Raw genomic sequence first — 23,060 nt, 5'->3', positions numbered from 1 at the left:
ACAGATTTAGAGGAACGACCGTGCATAACGTCGTCATCAGCGGCACAGGCCTGTATACCCCGGCCAACAGCATCTCCAACGAAGAGCTGGTGCAGTCTTTCAATGCTTACGTTCAACAGTTCAATGCCGACAACGCCGTGGCCATCGAGCAGGGTGACGTTCAGGCGTTGACCGAATCCAGCGCCGCCTTTATCGAAAAGGCTTCGGGTATCAAGAGCCGCTTTGTCATGGACAAGGAAGGCATCCTGGACCCCAAGCGCATGACCCCACGCTTGCCCGAGCGCTCCAATGACGAGTGGTCGATCCTCTGCCAGATGGCCGTGGGCGCCGCCGAGCAAGCCTTGCAGCGTGCCGGCAAGACGGCCGCCGATATCGACGGGGTGATCGTTGCCTGCTCCAACCTGCAACGGGCCTATCCGGCCATCGCTATCGAAGTCCAGGAAGCCCTGGGCATCCAGGGGTTCGGTTTTGACATGAACGTGGCCTGTTCTTCGGCCACTTTCGGCATCCAGAACGCCTGCAACAGCATCCAACTGGGCCAGGCCCGGGCGATCCTGATGGTCAACCCGGAGATTTGCACCGGCCACCTGAACTTCCGTGACCGTGACAGCCATTTCATCTTTGGCGATGCGGCCACGGCAGTGATTCTGGAGCGCGCCGACCTGGCCACGTCCGAGTATCAGTTCGACATCGTCAGCACCAAGTTGCTGACCAAATTCTCCAATACCATCCGCAATAATTTCGGCTTTCTCAACCGCGCGGCGGAAGAGGGGATTGGCGCACCAGACAAGCTTTTCGTGCAAGAAGGCCGCAAAGTCTTCCGTGATGTCTGCCCGATGGTTGCCGAGCTGATCGGCCAGCACCTGGTTGAAAACCAGTTGAGCATCACGGACGTGAAGCGCTTCTGGCTGCACCAGGCCAACCTGAGCATGAACCACCTGATCGTCAAGAAATTGCTGGGCCGTGAGGCCGAGATCGAAGAGGCACCGGTGATCCTCGATACCTACGCCAACACCAGTTCGGCGGGTTCGGTGATCGCGTTCCACACCTATCAGGACGACCTGCCCAAGGGCGCGCTGGCGGTACTCAGCTCGTTTGGCGCCGGGTATTCGATTGGTAGCGTGATCCTGCGCAAGCGCTAGGAACTAGCGCCTACAGGCAATTGCGGTCATATCCTGCACAATGAGGTTCTGAATGGCAGCAGCCGACGACGCGCACCTGCTTGAACGCCTGCTCAAGGGCGAACAGCGGGCCTACAAGGAATTGGTCACCACCTATCAGAGTGCGATGCGTGCGGTGGCCTACGCTATCGTTGGCCAGCGCCATGCCGACGAAGTGGTCCAGGACGCCTGGCTCTCAGTGGTGCGCAGCCTTGCCAGGTTTGAGGGGCGCTCCAGCCTCAAGACCTGGCTGCTGACCATCACCGCCAATTCGGCCAAGGGGCGCTACAAGCAGAACCGGCGAGAGGTGCTGCTGGACGACCTGCCGTCGCCCCACGGGACCATTGGTGATGAGCGCTTTGCTGCCGGTGACGGTCATTGGCTGGTCGCGCCGTTCGCCTGGCATGAAGACACGCCCGAAGCACTGTTGACCGAAAACGAGCTGCGCGAGTGCCTGGAGCACACGTTGCTGAGTCTTTCCGAGCTGCAAAGCAGCGTGCTGCTGTTACGCGAGCGTCAGGGACTGGAGTTGGAGGAAATTTGTAATCTTCTGGAGATCTCGCTCTCCAATGTGCGAGTACTGCTGCATCGGGCGCGGCTTAAAGTCTTCGCTACGGTGGAGCATTTCGAGGAAACCGGCGAATGTTGACCTGCAAAGAACAAGTGGCGCGCTCCAGCGATTTTCTCGATGGGCAACTGACCTTTCGTGAGCGCCTGCTTATGCGCCATCACTTGTTGTTCTGTGCCAATTGCCGGCGTTTCATCCGCCAGATGCGTCTGATGCAGGCTACGTTGCGCATCTTGCCTGAGCCAGAAGTGAGCGATGCCCAAGCGTTGGCCGAACGCCTGGCCGCGGAGCTTAAACGCAACTCCTGATCCCTGAGCTGTCCGTAGCACCCCAAGCCTGCGATGTCCCCGTCGCGGGCTTTTTTGCGTCCCTGAAACGCTTTTGGGTGGAAAACATTGCAGGTTTGTAAGTTTTTTTCACCTTTTTTTCACCTGGCATTTTTCGTACTTTTCCAGCTCAAACCCGCGTCGGCCATGGCGTTGCGCTTATGTCTCCTGGTTGTAAGAAAGTTCCCCTGTAATAAAATATTTATCTTCTGGCAACTTGTCTGAAATATCCCCTCGCCAAGATCCCCTCCCAACACCAGCGGGCCAGAACCCGTGTGTTTTCCAACGCTAAAGACCACCAATTAGGGGAATTCTTCGATGATCCGTAAGCACTTCGCCGGTTTCGCGGCCAGCGCCCTGGCCCTGGCCGTTACCGCCCAGGCTTTCGCTGGTACTGTCACTACTGACGGCGCCGATATCGTTGTCAAAACCAAGGGCGGCCTTGAGGTTGCTACTACCGACCAGAACTTCAGCTTCAAGCTGGGTGGTCGCTTGCAAGCCGATTACGGCACATTTGACGGCTTCTACACCAAGAACGGTGACTCGGGCGACGCCGCTTATTTCCGTCGCGCCTTCCTGGAACTGGGTGGCACCGTCTACAAGGATTTCAAATACCAGCTCAACTACGACTTCTCCCACAACTCGGGTAACTCCGACGACGGTTACTTCGACGAAGCGTCCATGTCCTACGTGGGCTTCAAGCCGGTAACCATCCGCGTCGGTCGTTTTGACCCGGATTTCGGCCTGGAAAAAGCCACCAGCTCCAAGTGGATCACCGCCATGGAGCGTAACTCGGCCTACGAGGTTGCAGACTGGGTCAACACCCACGAAAACGGCATGGGCATCCAGGTCAGCGGCACTGCGGCTGATCTGTTCTACGGCTCCGCCAGCCTGGCCTCCAAGGACATCAACGACGAAGACGGCAAGGGCGTGAAGCAATTCAACGGCCGTATCGTGCTGGCACCGATGAACAAAGGCGGCAACGTCCTGCACTTCGGCTTGAACGTAGCGGCGCGTGACTTGAACGACGCGGCCTTCGACTCCCGCATCCGCCCGCGTCTTGGCGCTCGTGGCGTGGCTACCACCGGTGGTAACGATGCCGGTACCAACGGCAACCGCGCTACCTTCGGCGGCGGTGTGGGCCTTAACGCCAGCAACCTGACAGCAGTGGGCGCCTACGACACCGATACCGTGTTCGGTGGTGAATTTGCCTTCGCCAGCGGTCCATTCTCGGTACAGGCTGAAGCCCTGAGCCGCAAGATGAAAGCTGACAGCAACGCCTACCAGGACGTGAAAACCAGCGGCTTCTACGGCCAGTTGGCGTACACCCTGACCGGCGAATCCCGTGCCTACAAGCTCGATGGCGGCAAGTTCGACGCGATCAAGCCCGAGAACAAGCAATACGGCGCCTGGGAAGTGTTCTACCGCTACGACAACATCAAGGTTGATGACAAGAACATCGTCGTCAGCAGCGCTACCCGCGAAACCGGCGACGCCAAGGCCAACGTGAACACCCTGGGTGTGAACTGGTACGCCAACGAAGCAGTCAAGCTGTCCCTGAACTACAGCAAGGTCAGCACCGACAAGATCACCAACGCCAATGGCGATGACAGCGGTGATTCGATCGTCGGCCGTGTGCAGTACGTGTTCTAAGCAACGGTAATACCGCACCAACGCGCTCTTTCTTCATCCGTTAAAGCGCGATCCTCTTTTTCACCCCGCCGATTGGCGGGGTTTTTTTTTGCTCCCCGCGCAGGCAGCGGGTTCTGTCAGAATGGCCCGAATATCGTGAGCGAGCGTTTACCGTCGGGGAATGGCATGCCGTTGAAACGTTTGAATAGCCTGTCCGAGATAGCGCCTGATGAGTGGAACGCGTTGGTCCCCGAGGATCAGCCGTTTCTGCGCCATGGGTTCCTCAGTGCGCTGGAGGACAGTGCCAGCCTTGGCCGGCACTCTGGCTGGCAGCCGGAACACTTGCTGCATTACGAGGGTGAACGGCTGGTCGCGGCGCTGCCCAGCTACCGCAAATGGCACTCCTATGGCGAATACGTGTTCGACCATGGCTGGGCGGATGCTTGTGAACGCGCGGGTATCGATTATTACCCCAAGCTGCTGACTGCAGTGCCCTTCAGCCCGGTCAGCGGGCCGCGCCTGTTGGTGGCCAGTGGCGCGGACGGCTTTGAGCTGCTCAAGAGCCTGCCCGGCTACCTGGAGATCGAAGGGCTTTCCAGCGCCCATATCAACTTCACTGACGCCATGGCCGATGCCGCGCTGGGCCAGCAACCCGGTTGGCTTGCGCGCCTGGGTTGCCAGTTTCATTGGCAGAATCGGGGCTATCGCGATTTCCAGGACTTCCTCGATGCCTTGAGTTCGCGTAAGCGCAAACAGATGCGCAAGGAACGTGAGCAAGTGGCGGGGCAGGGGATCGAGTTCGAGTGGCTGCAAGGCCATGAGTTGAGCGAGGCTCAGTGGGATTTTGTCTACGCCTGTTACGCCAACACCTATGCCGTGCGCCGGCAGTCGCCGTACCTGAGCCGGGCGTTTTTCAGCCTGTTGGCCGAACGCATGCCGCAGGCGATCCGGGTGGTGCTGGCCAAGCAAGGGACGCGGCCGGTGGCCATGGCATTCAGCCTGGTCGGTGGCGATAGCCTATATGGGCGCTATTGGGGTTGCCTGGGCGAGTTCGACCGATTGCATTTCGAAACCTGTTTCTATCAAGGCATGGATTACGCGATTGCCAATGGGCTGCAACGTTTCGATGCCGGTGCCCAGGGCGAGCATAAGTTGATTCGTGGGTTTGAACCGGTGATTACCCGTTCCTGGCATTACTTGCGCCATCCTGGCTTGAAAACCGCCGTGGCAGACTTCCTGGAGCGCGAGCGCGTGGGGATTCTGGCGTATGCCGAAGAAGCGCGTGCGGCGTTGCCGTATCGGCAGGAATAACGCTCAGGGAATTCAACCTGTTCCCCTGTAGGAGCGAGCTTGCTCGCGAAGAACCTGAGGGCGCCGCGTTTATCCAGAATGAACGCGGTGTACTTGAGTTCTTCGCGAGCAAGCTCGCTCCTACAGGGGGGGTCAATACTGTTGGATCAGGCGTTTTCTTCCTTACCCAACCAGCGATAGGTGATGCCACCGATCACCGCGCCAAGGATCGGCGCCAGCCAGAACAGCCACAGTTGCTGGATTGCCCAACCGCCGACAATCAGCGCAGGCCCCGTGCTGCGGGCCGGGTTGACCGAGGTGTTGGTGACCGGGATGGAGATCAGGTGGATCAGCGTCAGCCCCAGGCCAATGGCGATGGGTGCCAGGCCCGCCGGTGCACGACGGTCAGTGGCGCCGAGGATGATCAGCACGAACATTGCGGTCATCACCAGTTCAGTGACAAACCCAGCCGCCATCGAATACCCACCCGGCGAATGTTCACCATAGCCATTGGACGCCAGCCCAGAAGCCAGTTCAAAACCCGGTTTGCCACTGGCAATGAAGTACAGCAGGGCCGCTGCGACCACGCCACCAATGACTTGCGAGACGATATACGCTGGCATCTCTTTGGCCGGAAACCGGCCGCCGACCACCAGGCCCACGGTGACTGCCGGGTTGAGGTGACAGCCACTGATATGGCCAATGGCAAACGCCATGGTCAACACGGTAAGCCCGAATGCCAGCGAGACACCCAGCAGGCCGATTCCGACATCGGGAAACGCTGCGGCCAGAACCGCACTCCCGCAGCCACCCAACACCAGCCAAAACGTACCTAACCCTTCTGTAACGGAACGTTTGAACAGAGACATGAATGCGTCCTTCTAAATCAACTGATCGGTGATGCTTCCTTGCTGTCTGATGTCAGGGTCCTCCTGGACCCTGATTGCAGTACAGCAGGATTGTGATGTAACACCAGTGAGACGGAGAAAACTGTCAGATTTGTTCGGAATTGGTGGTGTTGCCTGTAGCCTCAAATCAGTCGATGCCGACGAACCCTCCGGTCTGGTGTTGCCACAATCGCGAGTAGAGCCCGCCGTGTGCCAGCAACTGGGCATGGCTGCCACTCTCGGCGATCTGGCCTTTTTCCAGGACCACCAACCTGTCCATTCGCGCAATCGTGGACAGGCGGTGGGCGATGGCAATCACCGTCTTGCCTTGCATCAGGGTTTCCAGGCTCTCCTGGATCGCTGCTTCCACTTCCGAGTCCAGGGCCGAGGTGGCCTCGTCCATGATCAGGATCGGGGCGTCCTTGAGCAGGACCCGGGCGATGGCGATGCGCTGGCGTTGCCCGCCGGACAGTTTCACCCCGCGCTCGCCGACATGGGCATCCAGGCCGGTACGGCCCTCGGCGTCCGACAACAGCGGGATAAATTCATCGGCGCGTGCTTTGCGTATGGCTTCCCAGAGTTCCTGGTCGGTGGCGTCGGGCTTGCCATACAGCAGGTTCTCGCGGATCGAGCGGTGCAGCAGCGAGGTGTCCTGGGTAATCATGCCGATGCGCTCGCGCAGGCTTTCCTGGGCTACGTCGGCGATGTTCTGGCCGTCGATCAGGATGCGTCCGCCTTGCAGGTCGTAGAGGCGCAGCAGCAGGTTGACCAGGGTTGACTTACCGGCACCGGACGGGCCGATCAGGCCGATTTTTTCCCCCGGTTTGATCACCAGGTTCAGGCCGCCGATGATGCCGCTGCTTTTGCCATAGTGGAAATCCACCTGTTCAAAGCGCACTTCGCCGTGGGGCACGCTCAGGCGCGGGGCGTTTTCGCGGTCGGTCACTGCCAGCGGCTGGGCGATGGTTTTCAGGCCGTCCTGGACCATGCCGATATTCTCGAAAATACCGTTGACCACCCACATGATCCAGCCGGACATGTTGACGATGCGGATCACCAGGCCAGTGGCCAGGGCAATGGCGCCGACCGAGATCAGCGACTGGGTCCACAGCCACAGGGCCAGGCCGGTGGTGGTGACGATCAGCAGGCCGTTCATGCTGGTGATGACCACGTCCATGCTGGTGACCACACGGCTGGCCAACTGGGTTTTTTCGGTTTGTTCGATGATCGCTTCCTTGGCGTACTCCTGCTCGGACTGGGTATGGGCGAACAGCTTCAAGGTGGTGATGTTGGTGTAGCCATCGACGATGCGGCCCATCAGCTTGGAGCGCGCTTCGGAGGAAATCACCGAGCGCTCCTTGACCCGTGGCACGAAGTAGCGCAACGCCAGGCTGTAGGCGACGATCCAGGTGACCAGCGGGATCATCAGGCGCCAGTCGGCCTCGGCAAACAGCACCAGTGAGCTGATGGCGTAGATTGCCACGTGCCAGATGGCATCCACGGCGGCCACTGCCGAGTCGCGCAATGAGTTGCCGGTCTGCATGATGCGCTGGGCAATGCGCCCGGCAAAATCGTTCTGGAAGAAGTTCAGGCTCTGCTTGAGCACATAGCTATGGTTCTGCCAGCGGATCAGGCTGGTCATGCCAGGGCTGATGGTCTGGTGGACGAGCAGGTCGTGCAAGGCACCGAAGATCGGGCGCAGCAGCAGGGCCACCACGGCCATCCAGATCAGTTCGGTGGCGTGGATCTGGAAGAAATTGGCCGGCGGCGTGCCCTGGGCTAGGTCGATGATGCGGCTCAGGTAGCTGAACAGCGCCACTTCGATCAGCGCGCCGATCAGGCCCACCACCAGCAGTGCGGCGAAGCACGGCCACACCTGGCGCAGGTAATAGAGGTAGAAGGGCAGGACTTTATCGGGAGGGGCCGCGCTGGGAGCGTCGCGGAAAATATCGATCAGTTGTTCAAAGCGACGATAGAGCATTGGGTCTGACGCCCGCCGGGCGGGCTCTCCTTGTTAAATACGCGCGCGGCCTTGTGGGCAGCGCGCGAGACTCCCTGTCGATCAGTCGATGATTTTGGCCGACTTGATAAGCACAGGGTCGATGGGCACGTTTTGCATGCCTTGCTTGGTGGTGGTCTGCGAGTTGACGATCTGGTCTACCACGTCCATGCCGCTGACGACCTTGGCGAAGACTGCATAGCCAGCATCGCGGCCCGGATCAAGGAAGGCATTGTCGGCCACGTTGATGAAGAACTGGCTGGTCGCCGAGTTGGGGTTGGAGGTACGGGCCATCGACAGGCTGCCGCGTACGTTATGCAGGCCGTTGCTGGCTTCGTTGCGGATCGGGTCCTTGGTGTCTTTCTGGACCATCTGCGGGGTAAAACCACCGCCCTGGACCATGAAGCCTGGGATTACGCGGTGGAAGATGGTGTTGGTGTAGAAACCACTCTTCACGTACTCCAGGAAGTTCTTGCTGGAGATCGGCGCCTTGACCGGGTCCAGTTCGATTTCGATTTTGCCAAAGCTGGTGTCCAGCACGACATGCGGAGCCTTGGCGTCAGCCGCCATCAGGTTGGCAGCAAACAGCACAGAACCGGCAAAGAGGGCGATTTTTTTCAGCATGGGTCAGTGATCCTGAGTAGTGGTTGGAACGGTCTTGAGAAAGTCGAGCAGGGTTGTATTGAACGTTTCGGGCTGGTCCAGCGGTGTGGCGTGGCGCGAATCCTCGATCACCACCAACTGCGCATCAGGCAGCAGTCTTACATAGATTTCTTTCTGCGCCACTGGGGTGTAGTCGTGGTCGGCGCTGATGACCAGGGTTGGACAGGCGATTCGCGAAAGTCGTTCCTGCACGCCCCAGCCCACAATCGCATCGAAGCTTTCGAGGTAAGCACGTTTGTCGTTTTTTGCCCAGCGTTCAGCCATCTTGCGCCGCAGGTCGGCCTGGCCGGGTTTGGGAAACAGCCGGTCGCCGAGCGCCTTGCCGATGGTGTTCAAACTGAGCAGGCGTGCCAGGCTCCAACGCTTGGCCCATTGCCAATAGTCGTCGGCACTGCGCACCTTGACCTCGGGCGCGCTGTTGACGATGCACAGGCTCTTGAGCATCTGCGGTTGGTCGACCGCCAGTTGAAAGGCAATCATCCCGCCCATCGACAGGCCGACCACATGGGCGGCGGGCAGTTGCAGGTGTTCGATCAGCGCCACCAGGTCGGCGGTAAAGCCGGCGATGCTGTAGCGCTCGCGGGGCTTGTCGGAGCGGCCGTGACCGCGCACATCCATCACAACCAGGCGGTAATACCGGGACAATACCGGTATTTGCAGTTCCCAATCCTGGCAACTGGAGCCCAGGCCGTGGATCAGGATCAGCGGCTCGCCGTGGCCATATTCCTCGTAATGCAGGGTGCAACCTTCATGTTCGAAATAGGCCATGGGTGAACTCCGTGTCAGGCTTGCCGAGGGGCGGCAAAGGGTGCGTCCAGCGGTGCGGTATCAAAGGTGCGCAGCAGTTCGACGAGAATCTGCGTCGCCGGGCCCAGGGGCTTGTCCTTGTTCGAATACAGATAGAACGTCGGGTGCCGGCTGCCGCCTTGCTCCAGGGGCAGTTGCTTGAGCACGCCTTCCTTGAGCTCGCGCTCGATCAGGTGGCGGGGCAGCCAGGCAAACCCCAGGCCGCTGCCGACAAAGGTGGCGGCGGTGGCCAGGCTGCCCACGGTCCAGCGCTGTTCGGCACCGAGCCAGCCGACGTCGCGCGGTTGCTGGCGGCCGGAGTCGCGGATCACCACTTGCATCTGGCTTTCCAGGTCCTGGAAGCTCAACTCGCGATTAAGCCGGTGCAGCGGGTGCTCGGGGTGGGCCACGGCGACAAATTCGACATCGCTCATTTCCGTACCCAGGTAACCGGGAATGCTGAAGCCGCTGATTGCCAGGTCCGCCACACCTTCAATCAGCAGTTCCTCGACCCCGGACAACACTTCTTCGCGCAGGCGCACGCGGCAGCCACGGCTTTGCGGCATAAAGGCGGTGAGGGCGCGCACCAGGCGGGCGTTGGGGTAGGCGGCATCGACCACCAGACGCACCTCGGCTTCCCAACCTTGTTCCATATGATGGGCCAGGTCTTCCAGTTGGCTGGCGTTCTTCACCAGTTGCCGGGAGCGGCGCAGCAGCACTTCGCCGGCTTCGGTGAGGACCGCCTTGCGTCCGTCGATACGCAGCAGGGGCACGCCCAGTTGGTCTTGCATGCGGGCCACGGTGTAGCTCACCGAGGATTGCGAGCGGTGCAGTACTTCGGCCGCCTGGGCGAAGCCGCCATGGTCGACCACGGCTTGCAACGTACGCCATTGATCAAGGGTCACGCGGGGCGCTTTCAAGATGGGCTCCTCTTGTCCTAAGCTGGCGGTCCTTATTGGAGACTGCCGAATGAGAAAATTCTGTTGTGTGGTGCTGGCACTGTTGCCGTTGAGCGCGTTTGCCTACCCGATCGATGTCTCGAAATCGATCAAGGGGGTCAGCGTCGATTACAACGCGTCCGACGTTGATAGCGAGATCAGCTCCATCGAATTAAGTAACTACGGCACCAACGACGCCGCGTGTACGGTAGCGTTTACCAACGGCCCGGAGCCGGCGCGTGTGCGCAAGGTGACGGTCCCTGCTGGCAAAAGCACCAACACCACGGTCAAGTTCAGCCGCGCGATTATCAAGATGCGCATCAAGCTGACCTGCGAACCCAAATAAGCCAGGCGCGGGGGCACGGCTATCGTGATGCTCCGCTTATAAACAACTTTATAGATGGTTTATAGCAGTTTTTTACGCTTTTTTATCGAACTGGCTCTGTTTAACCTCCACTTCATCGACTTACAGCAATTACCGATGGAGCCTACATAGTCATGTCCAACGTTCTGATCATCGAAAGCAGCGCCCGCCAGCAGGATTCTATTTCCCGCCAACTGACCCAACAGTTCATCAGCCAATGGCAGGCTGCCCACCCGGCCGATCAGATCACTGTGCGCGACCTGGCCGTCAACCCGGTACCGCACCTGGACGCCAACCTGTTGGGCGGCTGGATGAAACCGGCCGAACAGCGCAGCTCGGATGAGCAGGCTTCATTGGCGCGCTCCAACGAGCTGACTGATGAGCTGCTGGCCGCCGACGTGCTGGTCATGGCCGCGCCGATGTACAACTTTGCCATTCCCAGCACCCTCAAGGCCTGGCTCGACCATGTCCTGCGTGCCGGTGTGACCTTCAAATACACCGCCACCGGCCCCCAGGGCTTGCTGACCGGCAAGCGCGCCTTTGTACTGACCGCCCGCGGTGGCATTCATACCGGCGCGAGCAGTGACCATCAGGAACCTTACCTGCGTCAGGTCATGGGTTTTGTCGGCATCCATGACGTCACCTTCATTCATGCCGAAGGGGTGAACCTGGGGGGCGACTTCCAGGAAAAAGGCTTGAACCATGCCAAGGCGCTGTTGGCTCAGGTCGCCTGAGGCGTTAATCGCCAGATAATCGCGGGGTGTTTTTATAACCCCACGCAACCCTTCAAGTACGCGTATCGAACCTCCCTTTGCACTTGTTGCTCCTGAGTGCTCCTGCCCGACTGCCGCTTTAGCGAGGTCGGGTTTTTTTTGCCCTGAGTTTCGCCTGGCCGTGAAAAACGCTAATGTCGCGCCCATTCAAAGATGAGGCGAACATGGGCTATTTACTGATTGTCACGCTGATCCAGGCGTTTTCCTTCAGCTTGATCGGCGAATACCTGGCCGGTCATGTCGACAGCTACTTCGCCGTGCTGGTACGCGTGCTGCTGGCCGGGCTGGTGTTTATCCCGCTGACCCGTTGGCGCTCGGTGGAGCCTGCGTTCATGCGCGGCATGCTGCTGATCGGCGCGTTGCAGTTCGGTGTGACGTATGTGTGCCTGTATTTGAGCTTCCGCGTGTTGACGGTGCCGGAGGTGTTGCTGTTCACCATTCTCACGCCGCTGCATGTGACGTTGATCGAAGACGCACTGAACCGACGTTTCAATCCATGGGCATTGGTGGCTGCCCTGGTGGCAGTAGCGGGGGCGGCGGTGATCCGGTTTGACCAGATCAATCCGGACTTCTTCATGGGTTTCTTGCTGCTGCAACTGGCCAACTTCACCTACGCCGCAGGGCAAGTGTTGTACCGGCGCCTGGTGGCACGCCATCCAAGCGACCTGCCGCACTATCGGCGGTTTGGTTACTTCTACCTGGGGGCATTGGCGGTGGTGTTGCCGGCGTTTCTGTTGTTCGGCAAGGCCAACTTCTTGCCTGAGGCACCGTTGCAGTGGGGCGTATTGCTGTTTCTTGGCCTGGTCAGTACGGCGTTGGGCCTGTACTGGTGGAACAAGGGGGCGTGCATGGTCAATGGCGGCACCCTGGCGGTAATGAACAACCTGCATGTGCCGGTGGGGTTGCTGCTGAACCTGCTGATCTGGAACCAGCATGAGCCGTTGGGGCGGTTGTTCCTGGGCGGGGCGGTGATTGTGGCGGCGGTGTGGATCAGCCGGTTGGGTGCTCGCCCGGCTGTGGGGCTTGCAAACCGGTGATGAACGTTGTGGGAGCGAGCAAGCCCGCTCCCACAAGGGTGCAGCTTAGAGCGCGGCCTTCTCCGGTACCGGCAAATGACTGGCGCCCAGCACCGCCGGCAACACCCCGGCCCGCAGGTCATTGCCACTCGGTTGCTGGTACAGGCTCAAGCCAAACTCCGGCAATACCGCCAGCAGGTAGTCAAAAATGTCCCCCTGGATCCGCTCGTAATCGCCCCACGCCGTGGTGCGGGTAAAGCAGTAGATTTCCAGCGGCACACCCTGGGAGGTGGTCTGCATCTGGCGCACCATGCACGTCATGTTCGGCTGGATATCCGGATGGCTCTTGAGGTACGCCAGGGCATAGGCGCGGAAAGTCCCCAGGTTGGTCATCCGCCGGCGGTTGGCCGACAGTTGTGCGCTGTGGCCCTGGGCTTCGTTCCAGGCTTTCAATTCCGCCTGTTTGCGGCTGATGTAGTCGGTCAGCAGGTGGACCTGGGTCATCCGCACTTCTTCAGCGTCGTTCAGGAAGCGCACGCCCGCGGCGTCGATAAACAGGCTGCGCTTGATCCGCCGCCCACCCGAAGCCTGCATGCCGCGCCAGTTCTTGAACGATTCGGACATCAGGCGCCAGGTGGGGATCGAGACGATGGTCTTGTCGAAATTCTGCACCTTGACCGTGTGCAGGGTGATGTCCACCACATCGCCATCGGCGCCGACCTGGGGCATTTCGATCCAGTCGCCGACCCGCAGCATGTCGTTGCTGGTCAACTGCACGCTGGCGACAAACGACAACAGCGTGTCCTTGTAGACCAACAGGATCACCGCCGACATCGCACCCAGGCCTGACAGCAGCAACAACGGCGAGCGGTCGATCAGGGTGGCGACGATGATGATCGCGCCAAACACGAACAGCACCATCTTTGCCAACTGCACATAACCCTTGATCGAGCGCGTGCGGGCATGCTCGGTGCGGGCGTAGATATCCAGCAGGGCGTTGAGCAGGGCGCTCATGGCCAGGACCTGGAACAGGATGGTGAACGCCAGCGCCACATTGCCGATGAACAGCGCGGCGTTTTTGCTCAGCTCCGGCACCAGGTGCAGGCCGAACTGGATCACCAGGGACGGCGTCATCTGTGCCAGGCGATGGAAGACTTTGTTGTGCCGCAGGTCATTGAGCCAGTGCAGCGCCGGCTGGCGCCCGAGCAGTTTGACGGTGTGCAGGATGAGGTAGCGTGCCACCCGTCCGACGATCAGGGCCACGACCAGCAGCACCAGCAGGGCGATGCTTGAATGCAGCAGCGGATGTTGGTCCAGGGCACCCCAGAGGTCTTGGACGTTGAGCCAGAGCTGTTTGATATCCATGGTTTAACGCGATTCTTCTGTAAGACATGACGGGTCGATTAGAGCATTTAAGTGCTGCAAAGTTGTGCAGGCAGACAAATCACCTGACAAAAAACCATCTGATTGGCCCACTTCGCGTAAAGAAACTCGGCCTGGGCGCCCGAAACCGTTACCCTATGCAGCTGATTTTTTGTATTTCTTCGAGGTAGCACCCGTGTTTTCCCAATTCGCCCTGCACGAACGCCTGCTCAAAGCCGTGGCCGAGCTTAAATTTGTCGAGCCTACGCCTGTGCAAGCAGCGGCCATCCCGCTCGCGCTCCAAGGGCGTGACCTGCGGGTGACGGCTCAAACCGGGAGTGGCAAGACCGCCGCTTTCGTCCTGCCGGTCTTGAACCGCTTGATCGGCCCGGCCAAGGTACGCGTCAGCATCAAGACCCTGATCCTGCTGCCGACCCGCGAACTGGCCCAGCAGACCTTGAAGGAAGTGGAGCGCTTCTCGCAGTTCACCTTCATCAAGTCCGGCATCATTACCGGCGGCGAAGACTTCAAGGTCCAGGCCGCGATGCTGCGCAAGGTACCGGATATCCTGATCGGCACTCCTGGGCGGATGATCGAGCAACTGAACGCCGGCAACCTGGACCTCAAGGAAGTCGAAGTGCTGGTGCTGGACGAAGCCGACCGCATGCTCGACATGGGCTTTGCCGACGACGTGCAGCGCCTGGTCGCCGAATGCGTCAATCGCCAGCAGACCATGCTGTTCTCCGCCACCACTGGTGGTTCGACCCTGCGCGACATGGTCGCCAAGGTCCTGAACAACCCTGAGCACTTGCAGGTCAACAACGTCAGCGACCTGAACGCGACCACGCGCCAGCAGATCGTCACCGCCGACCACAACGTGCACAAAGAGCAGATCCTCAACTGGCTGTTGGCCAACGAGACCTATCAGAAGGCTATCGTGTTCACCAACACCCGCGCTGCGGCCGACCGTATCTACGGGCGCCTGGTGGCCCAGGAATACAAGGCGTTCGTGCTGCACGGCGAAAAAGACCAGAAAGACCGCAAACTGGCCATCGACCGCCTCAAGGCCGGTGGCGTGAAGATCCTGGTCGCTACCGATGTTGCCGCACGCGGCCTGGACGTTGATGGCCTGGACCTGGTGATCAACTTCGACATGCCGCGCAGCGGCGACGAATACGTGCACCGTATCGGCCGTACCGGGCGTGCCGGCAACGATGGCCTGGCCATCTCGCTGATCTGCCATGGCGACTGGAACCTGATGTCGAGCATCGAGCGCTACCTCAAGCAGTCGTTCGAGCGCCGCACCATCAAGGAAGTCAAAGGCACCTACACCGGGCCGAAGAAGGTCAAGGCGTCGGGCAAGGCTGTCGGCGTTAAGAAGAAAAAGGTCGACGCCAAGGGCGACAAGAAAAAAACCGGCGCCAAGTCGCCGACCAAGCGCAAGATCGCCAACCGGCCGAAGACCGACAACCTGTCGTTGGTCAGCAAGGACGGCATGGCTCCGCTCAAGCGCCGCAAGCCAGAAGCCCCCGCTGCCGAGTAATCCTTGGCGCACTGAAAAACCGGACATTGTCCGGTTTTTTTATGCCTTCAGTTTTTTGCCTTGGCGGCGGCTTCCTTGAGTTCCTTGAGCCGGGCGTTGATCAATTGGCACTTGTCGGGGACCTTGGCACTTTCGGTGTCCAGGTCCATTTTTTGCAGCTCGTCATTGATCTCCTTGGCCTTGGTCGGGTTTTGCTGGGTGAGCGTCGCGACTTCCTGGGCCAGTTGTTCGCGTTTGGCCGTGGCCTCTTCCAGGGTGCAGGCCCAGGCGGGCAGGGCGCTGCACAGGGCAGCGGCAACAGTCAGTTGCATCAGGGTTTTCATGGTTTGGACCTCCATGGCGGTGATACCCGGTTGAGGCTGCGGGCCAGCAGAAAGTTCAGTCCAATCGCGCCCCGAGCAGGCTGAAGCTGTCAAATCTGTAATCTATCGCTAAGCCAACTGACAGGCGCCGATCCCTACTCTGCGGTGATTCAATTGACGGGAATGGAATCGGCATGCACTCCAACACTTCTCGACGAACCTTCGTCAAAGGCTTGGCAGCGGTCGGCTTGCTGGGCGGGGCAGGGCTGTGGCGCCCGCCCGTGTGGGCCCTGGCCAGCCCAGGCCAGCCGGGTGTATTGGCAGGTAACGAGTTTGAGCTGTTTATCGGCCAGACCCCGGTCAATATCACCGGCAACGTACGCACCGCGTTGACCATCAATGGCAGTTTGCCGGGCCCGCTGCTGCGCTGGCGTGAAGGCGATACCGTGACCCTGCGCGTGCGTAATCGCCTGGCAGAGCCGACGTCGATCCACTGGCATGGGATTATCCTGCCGGCCAACATGGATGGTGTGCCGGGCCTCAGTTTCAAGGGGATCGAGCCGGGCGGGGTGTATGTCTATCAATTCAAGCTCAACCAGCATGGGACCTACTGGTATCACAGCCACTCCGGGCTCCAGGAGCAGCAAGGGGTCTACGGCCCGTTGGTGATCGATCCCAGGGAGCCCGAACCCTTCACGTACCAGCGTGACTACGTGGTGATGCTGACGGACTGGACCGATGAAGACCCCGCCAGCCTGATGAAAACCCTGAAGAAACAATCCGATTACTACAACTTCCATAAGCCCACCGTGGGCGACTTCATCAAGGATGTGGCCGAGAAGGGCTGGTCGGCCACCGCCGCCGACCGTCTGATGTGGGCGCAAATGAAGATGAATCCCACGGACTTGGCGGATGTCAGCGGCGCGACCTACACCTTCTTGATGAACGGCCAGCCACCTGCGCAAAACTGGACCGGGCTGTTCCGCACCGGCGAGAAGATCCGCCTGCGCTTTATCAACGGCTCGGCCATGACCTACTTCGATGTGCGTATTCCGGGCCTGAAGATGACGGTGGTGGCGGCCGACGGCCAGCCGGTGAAACCGGTCAGCGTGGACGAGTTCCGCATCGCCGTGGCTGAGACCTACGACGTGATCGTCGAGCCGAGCGAAGCCGCCTACACCCTGTTCGCCCAATCCATGGACCGCACCGGCTACGCACGCGGCACCCTCAGCCGTGAGCCGGGCTTGCTGGCGCCGGTCCCTGCGCTGGACCCTCGCCCCTGGCTGACCATGGACGACATGGGGATGGGCGGGATGGACCACGGTGCCATGGATCATGGGACCATGGCTGATATGCCGGCCATGGATCACAGTCAGATGACCGGTATGGACGGTGGGGCTATGCAAGGTATGTCCGGCGGGGCGATGGAGGGCATGGACCACGGCGCCATGGCGGGGATGCCGATGGCGATGCCAATGCAAAGCCATCCGGCCAGCGAAAACAACAACCCGCTGGTAGACATGCAGGCGATGAGCACCTCACCCAAGCTCGACGACCCGGGCATCGGCTTGCGCAACAACGGGCGCAAGGTCCTGGCCTATGCCGATTTGCGCAGCACCTTTGAAGACCCCGACGGCCGCGAGCCCAGTCGCACCATCGAGTTGCACCTCACGGGGCATATGGAGAAGTTTGCCTGGTCCTTTGACGGGGTGAAGTTCTCCGATGCCGAGCCGCTGAGGCTGACTTATGGCGAGCGGGTGCGGGTGGTGCTGGTCAACGACACCATGATGACCCACCCGATTCACCTGCATGGCATGTGGAGTGACCTGGAAGACGAAAACGGCCAGTTCATGGTGCGCAAACACACCATCGACATGCCGCCGGGATCGCGCCGCAGCTACCGGGTAACGGCCGATGCCCTAGGGCGTTGGGCCTATCACTGCCATCTGCTGTACCACATGGAAATGGGCATGTTCCGTGAAGTCCGGGTGCAAGAATGAGGAACCGAGCATGAGCCATCTATTTCGTCCCGTAGCGCTGCTGATCGCAACATTTGCCCCCGTAGCGCTGGTCAGCGCCGAAACCATGGACCACAGCCAGATGCAGGGCATGACGCCAGCCAAACCGGTGGCGACCAGCCAGAGTCGTACGCCGATTCCACCGTTGACCGACGCTGATCGCGCCGCGGTCTACAACGCCCCGGGCGGGCATATGGTGCATGACAGTGGCATCAACTCATTGTTTGTGATCAATCAACTGGAATGGCAAGGCTCTGACGATGGCCGCGCCGTGGGTTGGGATGCCAAGGGCTGGATTGGCGGTGATATCGACCGCTTGTGGCTGCGCACCGAAGGTGAGCGCGCCAAGGGCAAGACTGAAAAAGCTGAGATCCAGGCCCTATGGGGGCATGCCATCAGCCCCTGGTGGGACGTAGTGGCCGGTCTGCGCCAGGACTTCAAGCCCGGTGACAGCGAGAGTTGGGCGGCGTTCGGCTTGCAAGGCATGGCCCTGTACAACTTTGAGGCCGAGGCCACGCTGTTTGTCGGTGAAGGTGGGCAGACCGCTGCGCGCCTTGAAGGGGACTACGATATTTTGCTGACCAATCGGCTGGTGCTGCAGCCTACCGCCGAAGTTAATTTCTACGGGAAAAACGATCCCGGACGCGGGATGGGTTCAGGCCTTTCGGAAACCGAGGTCGGGGTCCGGTTGCGCTACGAAATTCGTCGCGAGTTTGCGCCTTATGTCGGTGTGACCTGGAATCGTGCCTACGGCCAGACGGCCGAGTACGCCAGGGACGAGGGCGAGGACCGCAGCGAGGTGCGCTGGGTACTGGGTGTACGCCTGTGGTTTTGATGGATGCTGATTAAACAACTCTACCTATAACCTGCCGCCATGAGCGGCCAGGAGCCTTGCATGTCTGTGTTTAAAACTACGTTGGTGGCGGTTGCGCTGTGTTCTGGATTATTGCTCAGTGGACCTTCTTGGGCCCATCCGAAGTTGCTGTCTTCACTGCCAGCGGCCGGGGCAAGCGGGCCGGCGCCCGAGACCATCGAGTTGCACTTTTCGGAAAACCTGATGACCCAGTTTTCCGGGGCCAAGCTGATCATGACCGCGATGCCCGGTATGGCCCATTCGCCCATGCCAATCAAAGCTAGTGTGTCGGGCAGCAGCGACCCCAAGGTGATGCTGATCAAGCCTGCGGCGCCGTTGCCGGCCGGGACTTACCGGGTGGACTGGCGCGCGGTGTCGTCTGACACCCACCCCATTACCGGCGATGTGGTGTTCAGCGTCCAGCCATGAGTGATTCAGTGGGCGTCGCCTTGCGGTTTGCGCTGTATCTGGACTTGATGCTGCTGTTCGGCTTGGGCTTGTTTGGTCTGTATGGTCTGAAGGCATCGGAGCGGATATCCGGTGCTGTGTTGAATTTCAAGGGCTGGCTGGTCGGTGCCGCGTTTCTTGGCGTGTTGCTTTCGATGGCTTCGTTGCTGGTTATGACTCAGGCCATGAGCGGCGAGCAAGAGTGGCAGGCGCTTGGGCCGCATCTGCAGATGATGCTGTGGCAGACCGAGTTGGGCTTGACCTGGATGCTGCGTATCGGCGCGATGTTGGTGGCCGTTCTGGCTGTCTTGACCAGTGCAAGATGGCCCAGTGCCAGTCTGTGGCTGGCGACCTGGGCAGCGGGTGTCGCCCTGGCGACACTGGCCTGGGCCGGTCATGGTGCGATGGATGACGGAGCGCTGCGGGCCTGGCACCTGATCGCGGACAGTGCACATCTGTTGGCGGCCGGCGCGTGGGTCGGGGCATTGGCGGCGTTTGGGTTGTTGTTGATGCCAGGCAGTGTGCAGGACATTCAGCGTGCAAGGATCCTGGCCAGGGCACTGACCGGCTTTGAGGTGATCGGCGCGGCGCTGGTGACGGTGTTGATACTGACCGGCGTGGTGAATTACCTGTTTATTGTCGGGCCGAACCTGGATGGCATCACGAGTGGCACCTACGGCATTTTACTCAGCCTGAAACTGGCGCTGTTTGGCGTGATGCTGGGGATGGCGGCACTCAACCGCTTCCACCTGAGCCCATTCATGCAACGGGCGGTGGATGCTGGCGAGTACACGGTGGCCTGTCGTGCCCTGCGGCGCAGCTTGAGCCTGGAGTTTGGCGCGGTGTTGCTGATCCTCGGACTGGTCGCGTGGCTGGGGACATTGGGCCCGATGTCGCCGGACTAGGCTTGGCTGCCCTTGAGACACTTGAGTGACTGGAAGTCGCTGCGCACCTTGTCGATTTTCTGCACCAGTTTCTGGCGCTGCTGCACTGTGCTTTCGGCCATCAAGTCCACCAGCAGGCTGCGGGCCGCGGCTTCGGTCTGGGCATAGGCCTGGCGATAGTCGGCGGTCCACAGGCTTTCACGGTCCACCAGCAGTTGCTCCATCCTCTGCGGGAAGTCGCTGTTTGCCCGTTGATCGAGCGCCGCGATGAACTGCGCCTGCCACTGGGCGCGGTTGCCGATCCATTGTTGGTTCTGTGCACCCAGGGCGGTGGACCAGTTGCGCACACGTTCTTGCTGACTGGCGCTCAATGGGCCCAACCAGCCATCCAGGCGTTTGCTCATGCGCTCGCTGCGGTCCTTGATCTGTTGCGCCAGGGGCGGCTTGAGGTATTCGTCCTGGCGTTTACGCAGATCCTTGGCCAGTGCCAGGTCCATCTCGTGCACCTGTTGTTCATCCAGCCCGCGCAGCAACTCGATGGCTGATGGCGTGATTTGCCGGGCAACGTCGGCAATCGCCTGTTTGGCTTCAAGGGTGCGGGCTTGCAGTGTGGCGTCTGTCACTTGATGGTTGGCGACCATCTGTTGCAGGCGGTCGAGCCAGCCCAGGTAACCCGGCAATTGAGTGGTGCAATGCCAGGCCAGGTGTTCCTTGAGGGTGTCGTTGAACCAGCTCTTCTGCCCTGGGTTCATGTCCAGGTAGTCGTTGAGGGTCCAGGGGATGATCACGTCGAGGTTGCGATAGGCCAGGTCGACACGGCTACAGCCAGCCAGAGCGGCGCTCAAGGTCAGCAAGACTACCAGCAGTTTTAACCGACGCAGCATGGGCGTGTCCTTGTGCGGGCCAGGGGTGTTCATCTGAACCCGCCAGTGGCGCGACAGTTCAGCCCATCAATAAAACGACCGCTCGGCCTTCAAGGTCAACAGGCCATCACATTGCGAATTGTGTCCGGAGTAGGCCGAGCAGTCGCTGCCGCTGAGGTTGGAGTCGCTGTAGATCAGGTCCAGGTCGATGCCCATCCACGGCCGGGAGAATTTCACCGACCAGTCGCTGAAACTGCGAATCGAGCCACCATCCACTGCCGCTGGGGTGCCCAATTGATGGGTGGTGTACTTCATGCTAACGCCAATACCAAACGGCTGGGTGCCGCCGAGGTCGGCAAACAGGGTGCTGTCGCGGCGGTCGGGGTCGTTGCCCAGTGAAACGCCAAACCGATTGCCCAGCACATTCAGGCCGCCGTAGAACTCCTGGCTGTCGAGGGGGCTCAGCTTGGGGTAGCTGTAGTGAATCATCCCCAGTTCATAGCCCAGGGTCTGGTCGAACGGGCGCTTGAAGCCCATATAGGAGTCGACTTCGAGGTTGTTTGCAGGCGACAGGCCCATGCTCGGCGAGAACTGGCCGAAATACAGGCCGCTGGCGTGGCTCAGGTCGAGGCCGCCGTGGAACGAGTTGCTGCCCGGTGACGTGGGTTTGACTAGGCCCTGGGCCATGCTGCGGCTGGGCGTGGTACCCAGTTTCAGGTCGAAGTCACCCAACTCATGCTGGAACACCTGCGCTTCGGCAAGGGGGCTGGCGAGCAGGGCGCTGACCAGGAAAATGCAGGGTTTGAGCATGCGTCACTCCATGAAAAGCGAGGAGCAGTAACAGAAGGAATCGGGCAAACGCCCGTGCTAGACGTGTGCAAGCATACCGGCGAAAGTCAGGGGTTGAGGCCCGTTCGTCGATTGGCATGATTTGAGTGTGTGTCGGGGGGATGTTGCTTGCTCTAGTCCTAGCGCCTTGATAGGCAAGGCGCTTAGGGACCAGGTAGGCGGCTTGGCGCGCTTACTTTTTACCCAGGGTGATCTGCTTGGACGGGCCGAAGGTCTGGCCGCTCACGCCCTTGGCGATCTGCTGGATTTCGCCGCCAGACTTGAGGAACGCGGCGATTTGGTTGTTGATCGATTCGCTGGTTTCAACGGCGGGAGCTGGCTTTGCTTTGCTGTTGGATGCTTTTACGCGCATGGCGGCCACTAACCTGTAGAAAATTAACTTGGCCAGCTATCGTACATGAAATGCTTGACAATTGCTTGGTAAATATCTCCCAGGAATAAGCTGCGTTATTATAAATACCCTAAGTTGGTGTTTGGCTGAGGGCCCTAACTCGCTGTTTTAAATAGAAACCCCGGGTGAAAAATAGCACCTGGCCAGCGGTGCCGGCCTGTGGGTTGACCTGACGAGCGGAGCGATTGGCCAAAATCCTTGGCAAACCCGCGATTTTTCAGGGGGGGCGCGCGCCTGGATACGGGACCGCGGCCTTCAACTCGGGTAGAATGCCGCCCACGCAATGAGGGTATTGGAAATGGCTTTAGTCGGGCGCTACAACAGTTTGCAAGTGGTTAAACACACTAACTTTGGTTTGTATCTGGACGGTGAGCAAGAGGGCGAAATCCTCTTGCCTAATCGTTATATTCCCAAAGATATTCCCAGTGAAGATGAAGACTGGCTTAACGTTTTTATTTATCTGGACAGCGATGACAAACTTATCGCGACCACCGAAAAACCGAAAGTGCAGGTGGGCGAGTTTGCCAGCCTGAAAGTGGTAGAAGTCAACAGCATCGGGGTGTTCCTCGACTGGGGCTTGCCCAAGGACCTGTTGCTGCCGTACTCCGAGGAAAAGCGCCAACTGACCGCCGGTGAATACTGCGTGGTACACGTTTACCTCGACAAGCACACCAAGCGCATCACCGCCACTGCGCGCCTTGACCGTTACCTGGACAAGACCCCGGCCAACTACACCGTGGGCCAGGAAGTCGACTTGCTGGTTGCCGAAGCCACTGATATGGGCTTCAAGGCAATCATCAACAACAAGCACTGGGGCCTGATCCACAAGAACGAAGTGTTCAAGTTCCTGCGTCCGGGCAAGGAAGAGAAGGGCTTCATCAAGGAAATCCGCGCCGATGGCAATATCAGCCTGAGCTTGCAACCGGTCGGCGAGCAAGCGGCGTCCAGCCTGAACTCGAAGATCCTCGCCAAGTTGCGTGAAAACAACGGCAGCTTGCCGGTCAGCGACAAGAGCGACCCGACCGTGATCAGTAACCTGTTTGGCGTCAGCAAGGGCAACTTCAAGAAGGCCATTGGTGCGTTGTATAAGCAGGGCCAGATCGTGATTCATGCCGATCGCATTGAACTGAGCTGATCAGTGGCTGG

24 protein-coding genes are annotated in these 23,060 nt (G+C 59.9%); 14 read left to right on the top strand and 10 right to left on the bottom strand.

From position 1 onward, the window contains the following. The first annotated feature begins 20 nt into the window (after window positions 1–20). The 5 genes from BFQ03_RS15025 (at window position 21) to BFQ03_RS15005 (ending at window position 4,997) form a co-directional block, all read left to right on the top strand. Window positions 21–1,142 (top strand): beta-ketoacyl-ACP synthase III, encoded by a 1,122-nt coding sequence (locus BFQ03_RS15025; RefSeq protein ID WP_032863484.1) that lies wholly within the window; start codon window positions 21–23, stop codon window positions 1,140–1,142. Between the two features lie 52 nt (window positions 1,143–1,194). Next, window positions 1,195–1,809, top strand: coding sequence for an RNA polymerase sigma factor (locus tag BFQ03_RS15020; RefSeq protein ID WP_032863483.1), 615 nt, complete (start codon window positions 1,195–1,197; stop codon window positions 1,807–1,809). Further along, on the top strand, window positions 1,803–2,036 hold the full coding sequence (locus tag BFQ03_RS15015; protein WP_032863482.1) for an anti-sigma factor family protein: 234 nt from the start codon (window positions 1,803–1,805) through the stop codon (window positions 2,034–2,036). The genes BFQ03_RS15020 and BFQ03_RS15015 overlap by 7 nt, the downstream gene beginning before the upstream one ends. Before the next feature lie 336 nt (window positions 2,037–2,372). After that, window positions 2,373–3,707 (top strand): OprO/OprP family phosphate-selective porin, encoded by a 1,335-nt coding sequence (locus BFQ03_RS15010; RefSeq protein ID WP_032863481.1) that lies wholly within the window; start codon window positions 2,373–2,375, stop codon window positions 3,705–3,707. A 165-nt stretch (window positions 3,708–3,872) separates the two neighbouring features. Further along, complete coding sequence (locus BFQ03_RS15005; protein ID WP_032863480.1) at window positions 3,873–4,997, top strand: GNAT family N-acetyltransferase; 1,125 nt, start codon at window positions 3,873–3,875, stop codon at window positions 4,995–4,997. Window positions 4,998–5,143: 146 nt separating this feature from the next. Here the strand turns inward: BFQ03_RS15005 and aqpZ are convergent, their stop codons facing one another. The 5 genes from aqpZ to BFQ03_RS14980 form a co-directional block, all read right to left on the bottom strand. Further along, window positions 5,144–5,845: an aquaporin Z gene (gene aqpZ, locus BFQ03_RS15000; protein ID WP_065943470.1), complete on the bottom strand. Its 702-nt coding sequence runs from the start codon at window positions 5,843–5,845 to the stop codon at window positions 5,144–5,146. A 166-nt stretch (window positions 5,846–6,011) separates the two neighbouring features. Then, entirely contained in the window at window positions 6,012–7,844 is a 1,833-nt protein-coding gene (locus tag BFQ03_RS14995) for an ABC transporter ATP-binding protein (protein WP_065943469.1), read from the bottom strand. A gap of 81 nt (window positions 7,845–7,925) precedes the next feature. After that, window positions 7,926–8,486, bottom strand: coding sequence for a peptidylprolyl isomerase (locus BFQ03_RS14990; protein ID WP_032863477.1), 561 nt, complete (start codon window positions 8,484–8,486; stop codon window positions 7,926–7,928). Between the two features lie 3 nt (window positions 8,487–8,489). Continuing rightward, entirely contained in the window at window positions 8,490–9,293 is an 804-nt protein-coding gene (locus tag BFQ03_RS14985) for an alpha/beta fold hydrolase (protein ID WP_065943468.1), read from the bottom strand. Between the two features lie 14 nt (window positions 9,294–9,307). Next, on the bottom strand, window positions 9,308–10,231 hold the full coding sequence (locus BFQ03_RS14980) for a PA3225 family LysR-type transcriptional regulator (RefSeq protein ID WP_029292366.1): 924 nt from the start codon (window positions 10,229–10,231) through the stop codon (window positions 9,308–9,310). A gap of 49 nt (window positions 10,232–10,280) precedes the next feature. Here BFQ03_RS14980 and BFQ03_RS14975 point away from each other — a divergent pair, with 49 nt between their 5' ends. From BFQ03_RS14975 to BFQ03_RS14965, 3 genes are all read left to right on the top strand, one after another. Continuing rightward, the gene (locus BFQ03_RS14975) at window positions 10,281–10,595 is read left to right on the top strand and encodes a hypothetical protein (protein ID WP_032863475.1); all 315 of its coding nucleotides are present in this window, start codon (window positions 10,281–10,283) and stop codon (window positions 10,593–10,595) included. 152 nt (window positions 10,596–10,747) lie between these two features. Next, the gene (locus BFQ03_RS14970) at window positions 10,748–11,347 is read left to right on the top strand and encodes an FMN-dependent NADH-azoreductase (protein WP_032863474.1); all 600 of its coding nucleotides are present in this window, start codon (window positions 10,748–10,750) and stop codon (window positions 11,345–11,347) included. Window positions 11,348–11,550: 203 nt separating this feature from the next. Next, the gene (locus BFQ03_RS14965; protein WP_032863537.1) at window positions 11,551–12,423 is read left to right on the top strand and encodes a carboxylate/amino acid/amine transporter; all 873 of its coding nucleotides are present in this window, start codon (window positions 11,551–11,553) and stop codon (window positions 12,421–12,423) included. A gap of 45 nt (window positions 12,424–12,468) precedes the next feature. On the opposite strand, the gene BFQ03_RS14960 is transcribed toward BFQ03_RS14965, so the two are convergent. Beyond that, entirely contained in the window at window positions 12,469–13,767 is a 1,299-nt protein-coding gene (locus tag BFQ03_RS14960; protein ID WP_032863473.1) for a mechanosensitive ion channel family protein, read from the bottom strand. A gap of 193 nt (window positions 13,768–13,960) precedes the next feature. Between BFQ03_RS14960 and BFQ03_RS14955 the strand changes: the two genes are divergently transcribed. Then, complete coding sequence (locus BFQ03_RS14955; protein WP_032863472.1) at window positions 13,961–15,307, top strand: DEAD/DEAH box helicase; 1,347 nt, start codon at window positions 13,961–13,963, stop codon at window positions 15,305–15,307. Window positions 15,308–15,354: 47 nt separating this feature from the next. On the opposite strand, the gene BFQ03_RS14950 is transcribed toward BFQ03_RS14955, so the two are convergent. Next, on the bottom strand, window positions 15,355–15,630 hold the full coding sequence (locus BFQ03_RS14950) for a hypothetical protein (RefSeq protein ID WP_032863471.1): 276 nt from the start codon (window positions 15,628–15,630) through the stop codon (window positions 15,355–15,357). A 173-nt stretch (window positions 15,631–15,803) separates the two neighbouring features. Between BFQ03_RS14950 and BFQ03_RS14945 the strand changes: the two genes are divergently transcribed. From BFQ03_RS14945 to copD, 4 genes are read left to right on the top strand one after another with little or no spacing between them, the layout of a single operon-like run. Continuing rightward, window positions 15,804–17,609, top strand: coding sequence for a copper resistance system multicopper oxidase (locus BFQ03_RS14945; RefSeq protein ID WP_065943467.1), 1,806 nt, complete (start codon window positions 15,804–15,806; stop codon window positions 17,607–17,609). A gap of 10 nt (window positions 17,610–17,619) precedes the next feature. Next, the gene (locus BFQ03_RS14940; RefSeq protein WP_065943466.1) at window positions 17,620–18,462 is read left to right on the top strand and encodes a copper resistance protein B; all 843 of its coding nucleotides are present in this window, start codon (window positions 17,620–17,622) and stop codon (window positions 18,460–18,462) included. Window positions 18,463–18,522: 60 nt separating this feature from the next. Then, on the top strand, window positions 18,523–18,909 hold the full coding sequence (gene copC / locus BFQ03_RS14935) for a copper homeostasis periplasmic binding protein CopC (protein ID WP_032863468.1): 387 nt from the start codon (window positions 18,523–18,525) through the stop codon (window positions 18,907–18,909). Continuing rightward, window positions 18,906–19,832 (top strand): copper homeostasis membrane protein CopD, encoded by a 927-nt coding sequence (gene copD / locus BFQ03_RS14930; RefSeq protein ID WP_065943465.1) that lies wholly within the window; start codon window positions 18,906–18,908, stop codon window positions 19,830–19,832. The genes copC and copD overlap by 4 nt, the downstream gene beginning before the upstream one ends. Here the strand turns inward: copD and BFQ03_RS14925 are convergent. From BFQ03_RS14925 to BFQ03_RS14915, 3 genes are all read right to left on the bottom strand, one after another. Beyond that, entirely contained in the window at window positions 19,829–20,695 is an 867-nt protein-coding gene (locus BFQ03_RS14925; protein ID WP_032863466.1) for a DUF6279 family lipoprotein, read from the bottom strand. The two genes, copD and BFQ03_RS14925, sit on opposite strands and share 4 nt — an antisense overlap. A gap of 66 nt (window positions 20,696–20,761) precedes the next feature. Then, window positions 20,762–21,484: a TorF family putative porin gene (locus BFQ03_RS14920; RefSeq protein ID WP_065943464.1), complete on the bottom strand. Its 723-nt coding sequence runs from the start codon at window positions 21,482–21,484 to the stop codon at window positions 20,762–20,764. A gap of 211 nt (window positions 21,485–21,695) precedes the next feature. Next, window positions 21,696–21,875 (bottom strand): hypothetical protein, encoded by a 180-nt coding sequence (locus tag BFQ03_RS14915; RefSeq protein WP_007946007.1) that lies wholly within the window; start codon window positions 21,873–21,875, stop codon window positions 21,696–21,698. A gap of 337 nt (window positions 21,876–22,212) precedes the next feature. Between BFQ03_RS14915 and BFQ03_RS14910 the strand changes: the two genes are divergently transcribed. Next, entirely contained in the window at window positions 22,213–23,049 is an 837-nt protein-coding gene (locus BFQ03_RS14910) for a CvfB family protein (protein ID WP_029292380.1), read from the top strand. Window positions 23,050–23,060 lie beyond the last annotated feature (11 nt).

The sequence above is a fragment of the Pseudomonas sp. 25 R 14 genome, from assembly GCF_900004755.1.
Taxonomy (GTDB): Bacteria; Pseudomonadota; Gammaproteobacteria; order Pseudomonadales; family Pseudomonadaceae; genus Aquipseudomonas; species Aquipseudomonas brenneri.
This window is presented reverse-complemented; position numbering and strand designations above follow the sequence as displayed.

Coding starts and splice junctions, on each gene's coding strand:
- BFQ03_RS15020 (WP_032863483.1), top strand. CDS start 1,195: ATGGCAGCAGCCGACGACGCGCACCTGCTTGAACGCCTGCTCAAGGGC.
- BFQ03_RS15015 (WP_032863482.1), top strand. CDS start 1,803: ATGTTGACCTGCAAAGAACAAGTGGCGCGCTCCAGCGATTTTCTCGAT.
- BFQ03_RS15010 (WP_032863481.1), top strand. CDS start 2,373: ATGATCCGTAAGCACTTCGCCGGTTTCGCGGCCAGCGCCCTGGCCCTG.
- BFQ03_RS15005 (WP_032863480.1), top strand. CDS start 3,873: ATGCCGTTGAAACGTTTGAATAGCCTGTCCGAGATAGCGCCTGATGAG.
- aqpZ (WP_065943470.1), bottom strand. CDS start 5,845: ATGTCTCTGTTCAAACGTTCCGTTACAGAAGGGTTAGGTACGTTTTGG.
- BFQ03_RS14995 (WP_065943469.1), bottom strand. CDS start 7,844: ATGCTCTATCGTCGCTTTGAACAACTGATCGATATTTTCCGCGACGCT.
- BFQ03_RS14990 (WP_032863477.1), bottom strand. CDS start 8,486: ATGCTGAAAAAAATCGCCCTCTTTGCCGGTTCTGTGCTGTTTGCTGCC.
- BFQ03_RS14985 (WP_065943468.1), bottom strand. CDS start 9,293: ATGGCCTATTTCGAACATGAAGGTTGCACCCTGCATTACGAGGAATAT.
- BFQ03_RS14975 (WP_032863475.1), top strand. CDS start 10,281: ATGAGAAAATTCTGTTGTGTGGTGCTGGCACTGTTGCCGTTGAGCGCG.
- BFQ03_RS14970 (WP_032863474.1), top strand. CDS start 10,748: ATGTCCAACGTTCTGATCATCGAAAGCAGCGCCCGCCAGCAGGATTCT.
- BFQ03_RS14965 (WP_032863537.1), top strand. CDS start 11,551: ATGGGCTATTTACTGATTGTCACGCTGATCCAGGCGTTTTCCTTCAGC.
- BFQ03_RS14960 (WP_032863473.1), bottom strand. CDS start 13,767: ATGGATATCAAACAGCTCTGGCTCAACGTCCAAGACCTCTGGGGTGCC.
- BFQ03_RS14950 (WP_032863471.1), bottom strand. CDS start 15,630: ATGAAAACCCTGATGCAACTGACTGTTGCCGCTGCCCTGTGCAGCGCC.
- BFQ03_RS14945 (WP_065943467.1), top strand. CDS start 15,804: ATGCACTCCAACACTTCTCGACGAACCTTCGTCAAAGGCTTGGCAGCG.
- BFQ03_RS14940 (WP_065943466.1), top strand. CDS start 17,620: ATGAGCCATCTATTTCGTCCCGTAGCGCTGCTGATCGCAACATTTGCC.
- copC (WP_032863468.1), top strand. CDS start 18,523: ATGTCTGTGTTTAAAACTACGTTGGTGGCGGTTGCGCTGTGTTCTGGA.
- copD (WP_065943465.1), top strand. CDS start 18,906: ATGAGTGATTCAGTGGGCGTCGCCTTGCGGTTTGCGCTGTATCTGGAC.
- BFQ03_RS14925 (WP_032863466.1), bottom strand. CDS start 20,695: ATGCTGCGTCGGTTAAAACTGCTGGTAGTCTTGCTGACCTTGAGCGCC.
- BFQ03_RS14920 (WP_065943464.1), bottom strand. CDS start 21,484: ATGCTCAAACCCTGCATTTTCCTGGTCAGCGCCCTGCTCGCCAGCCCC.
- BFQ03_RS14915 (WP_007946007.1), bottom strand. CDS start 21,875: ATGCGCGTAAAAGCATCCAACAGCAAAGCAAAGCCAGCTCCCGCCGTT.
- BFQ03_RS14910 (WP_029292380.1), top strand. CDS start 22,213: ATGGCTTTAGTCGGGCGCTACAACAGTTTGCAAGTGGTTAAACACACT.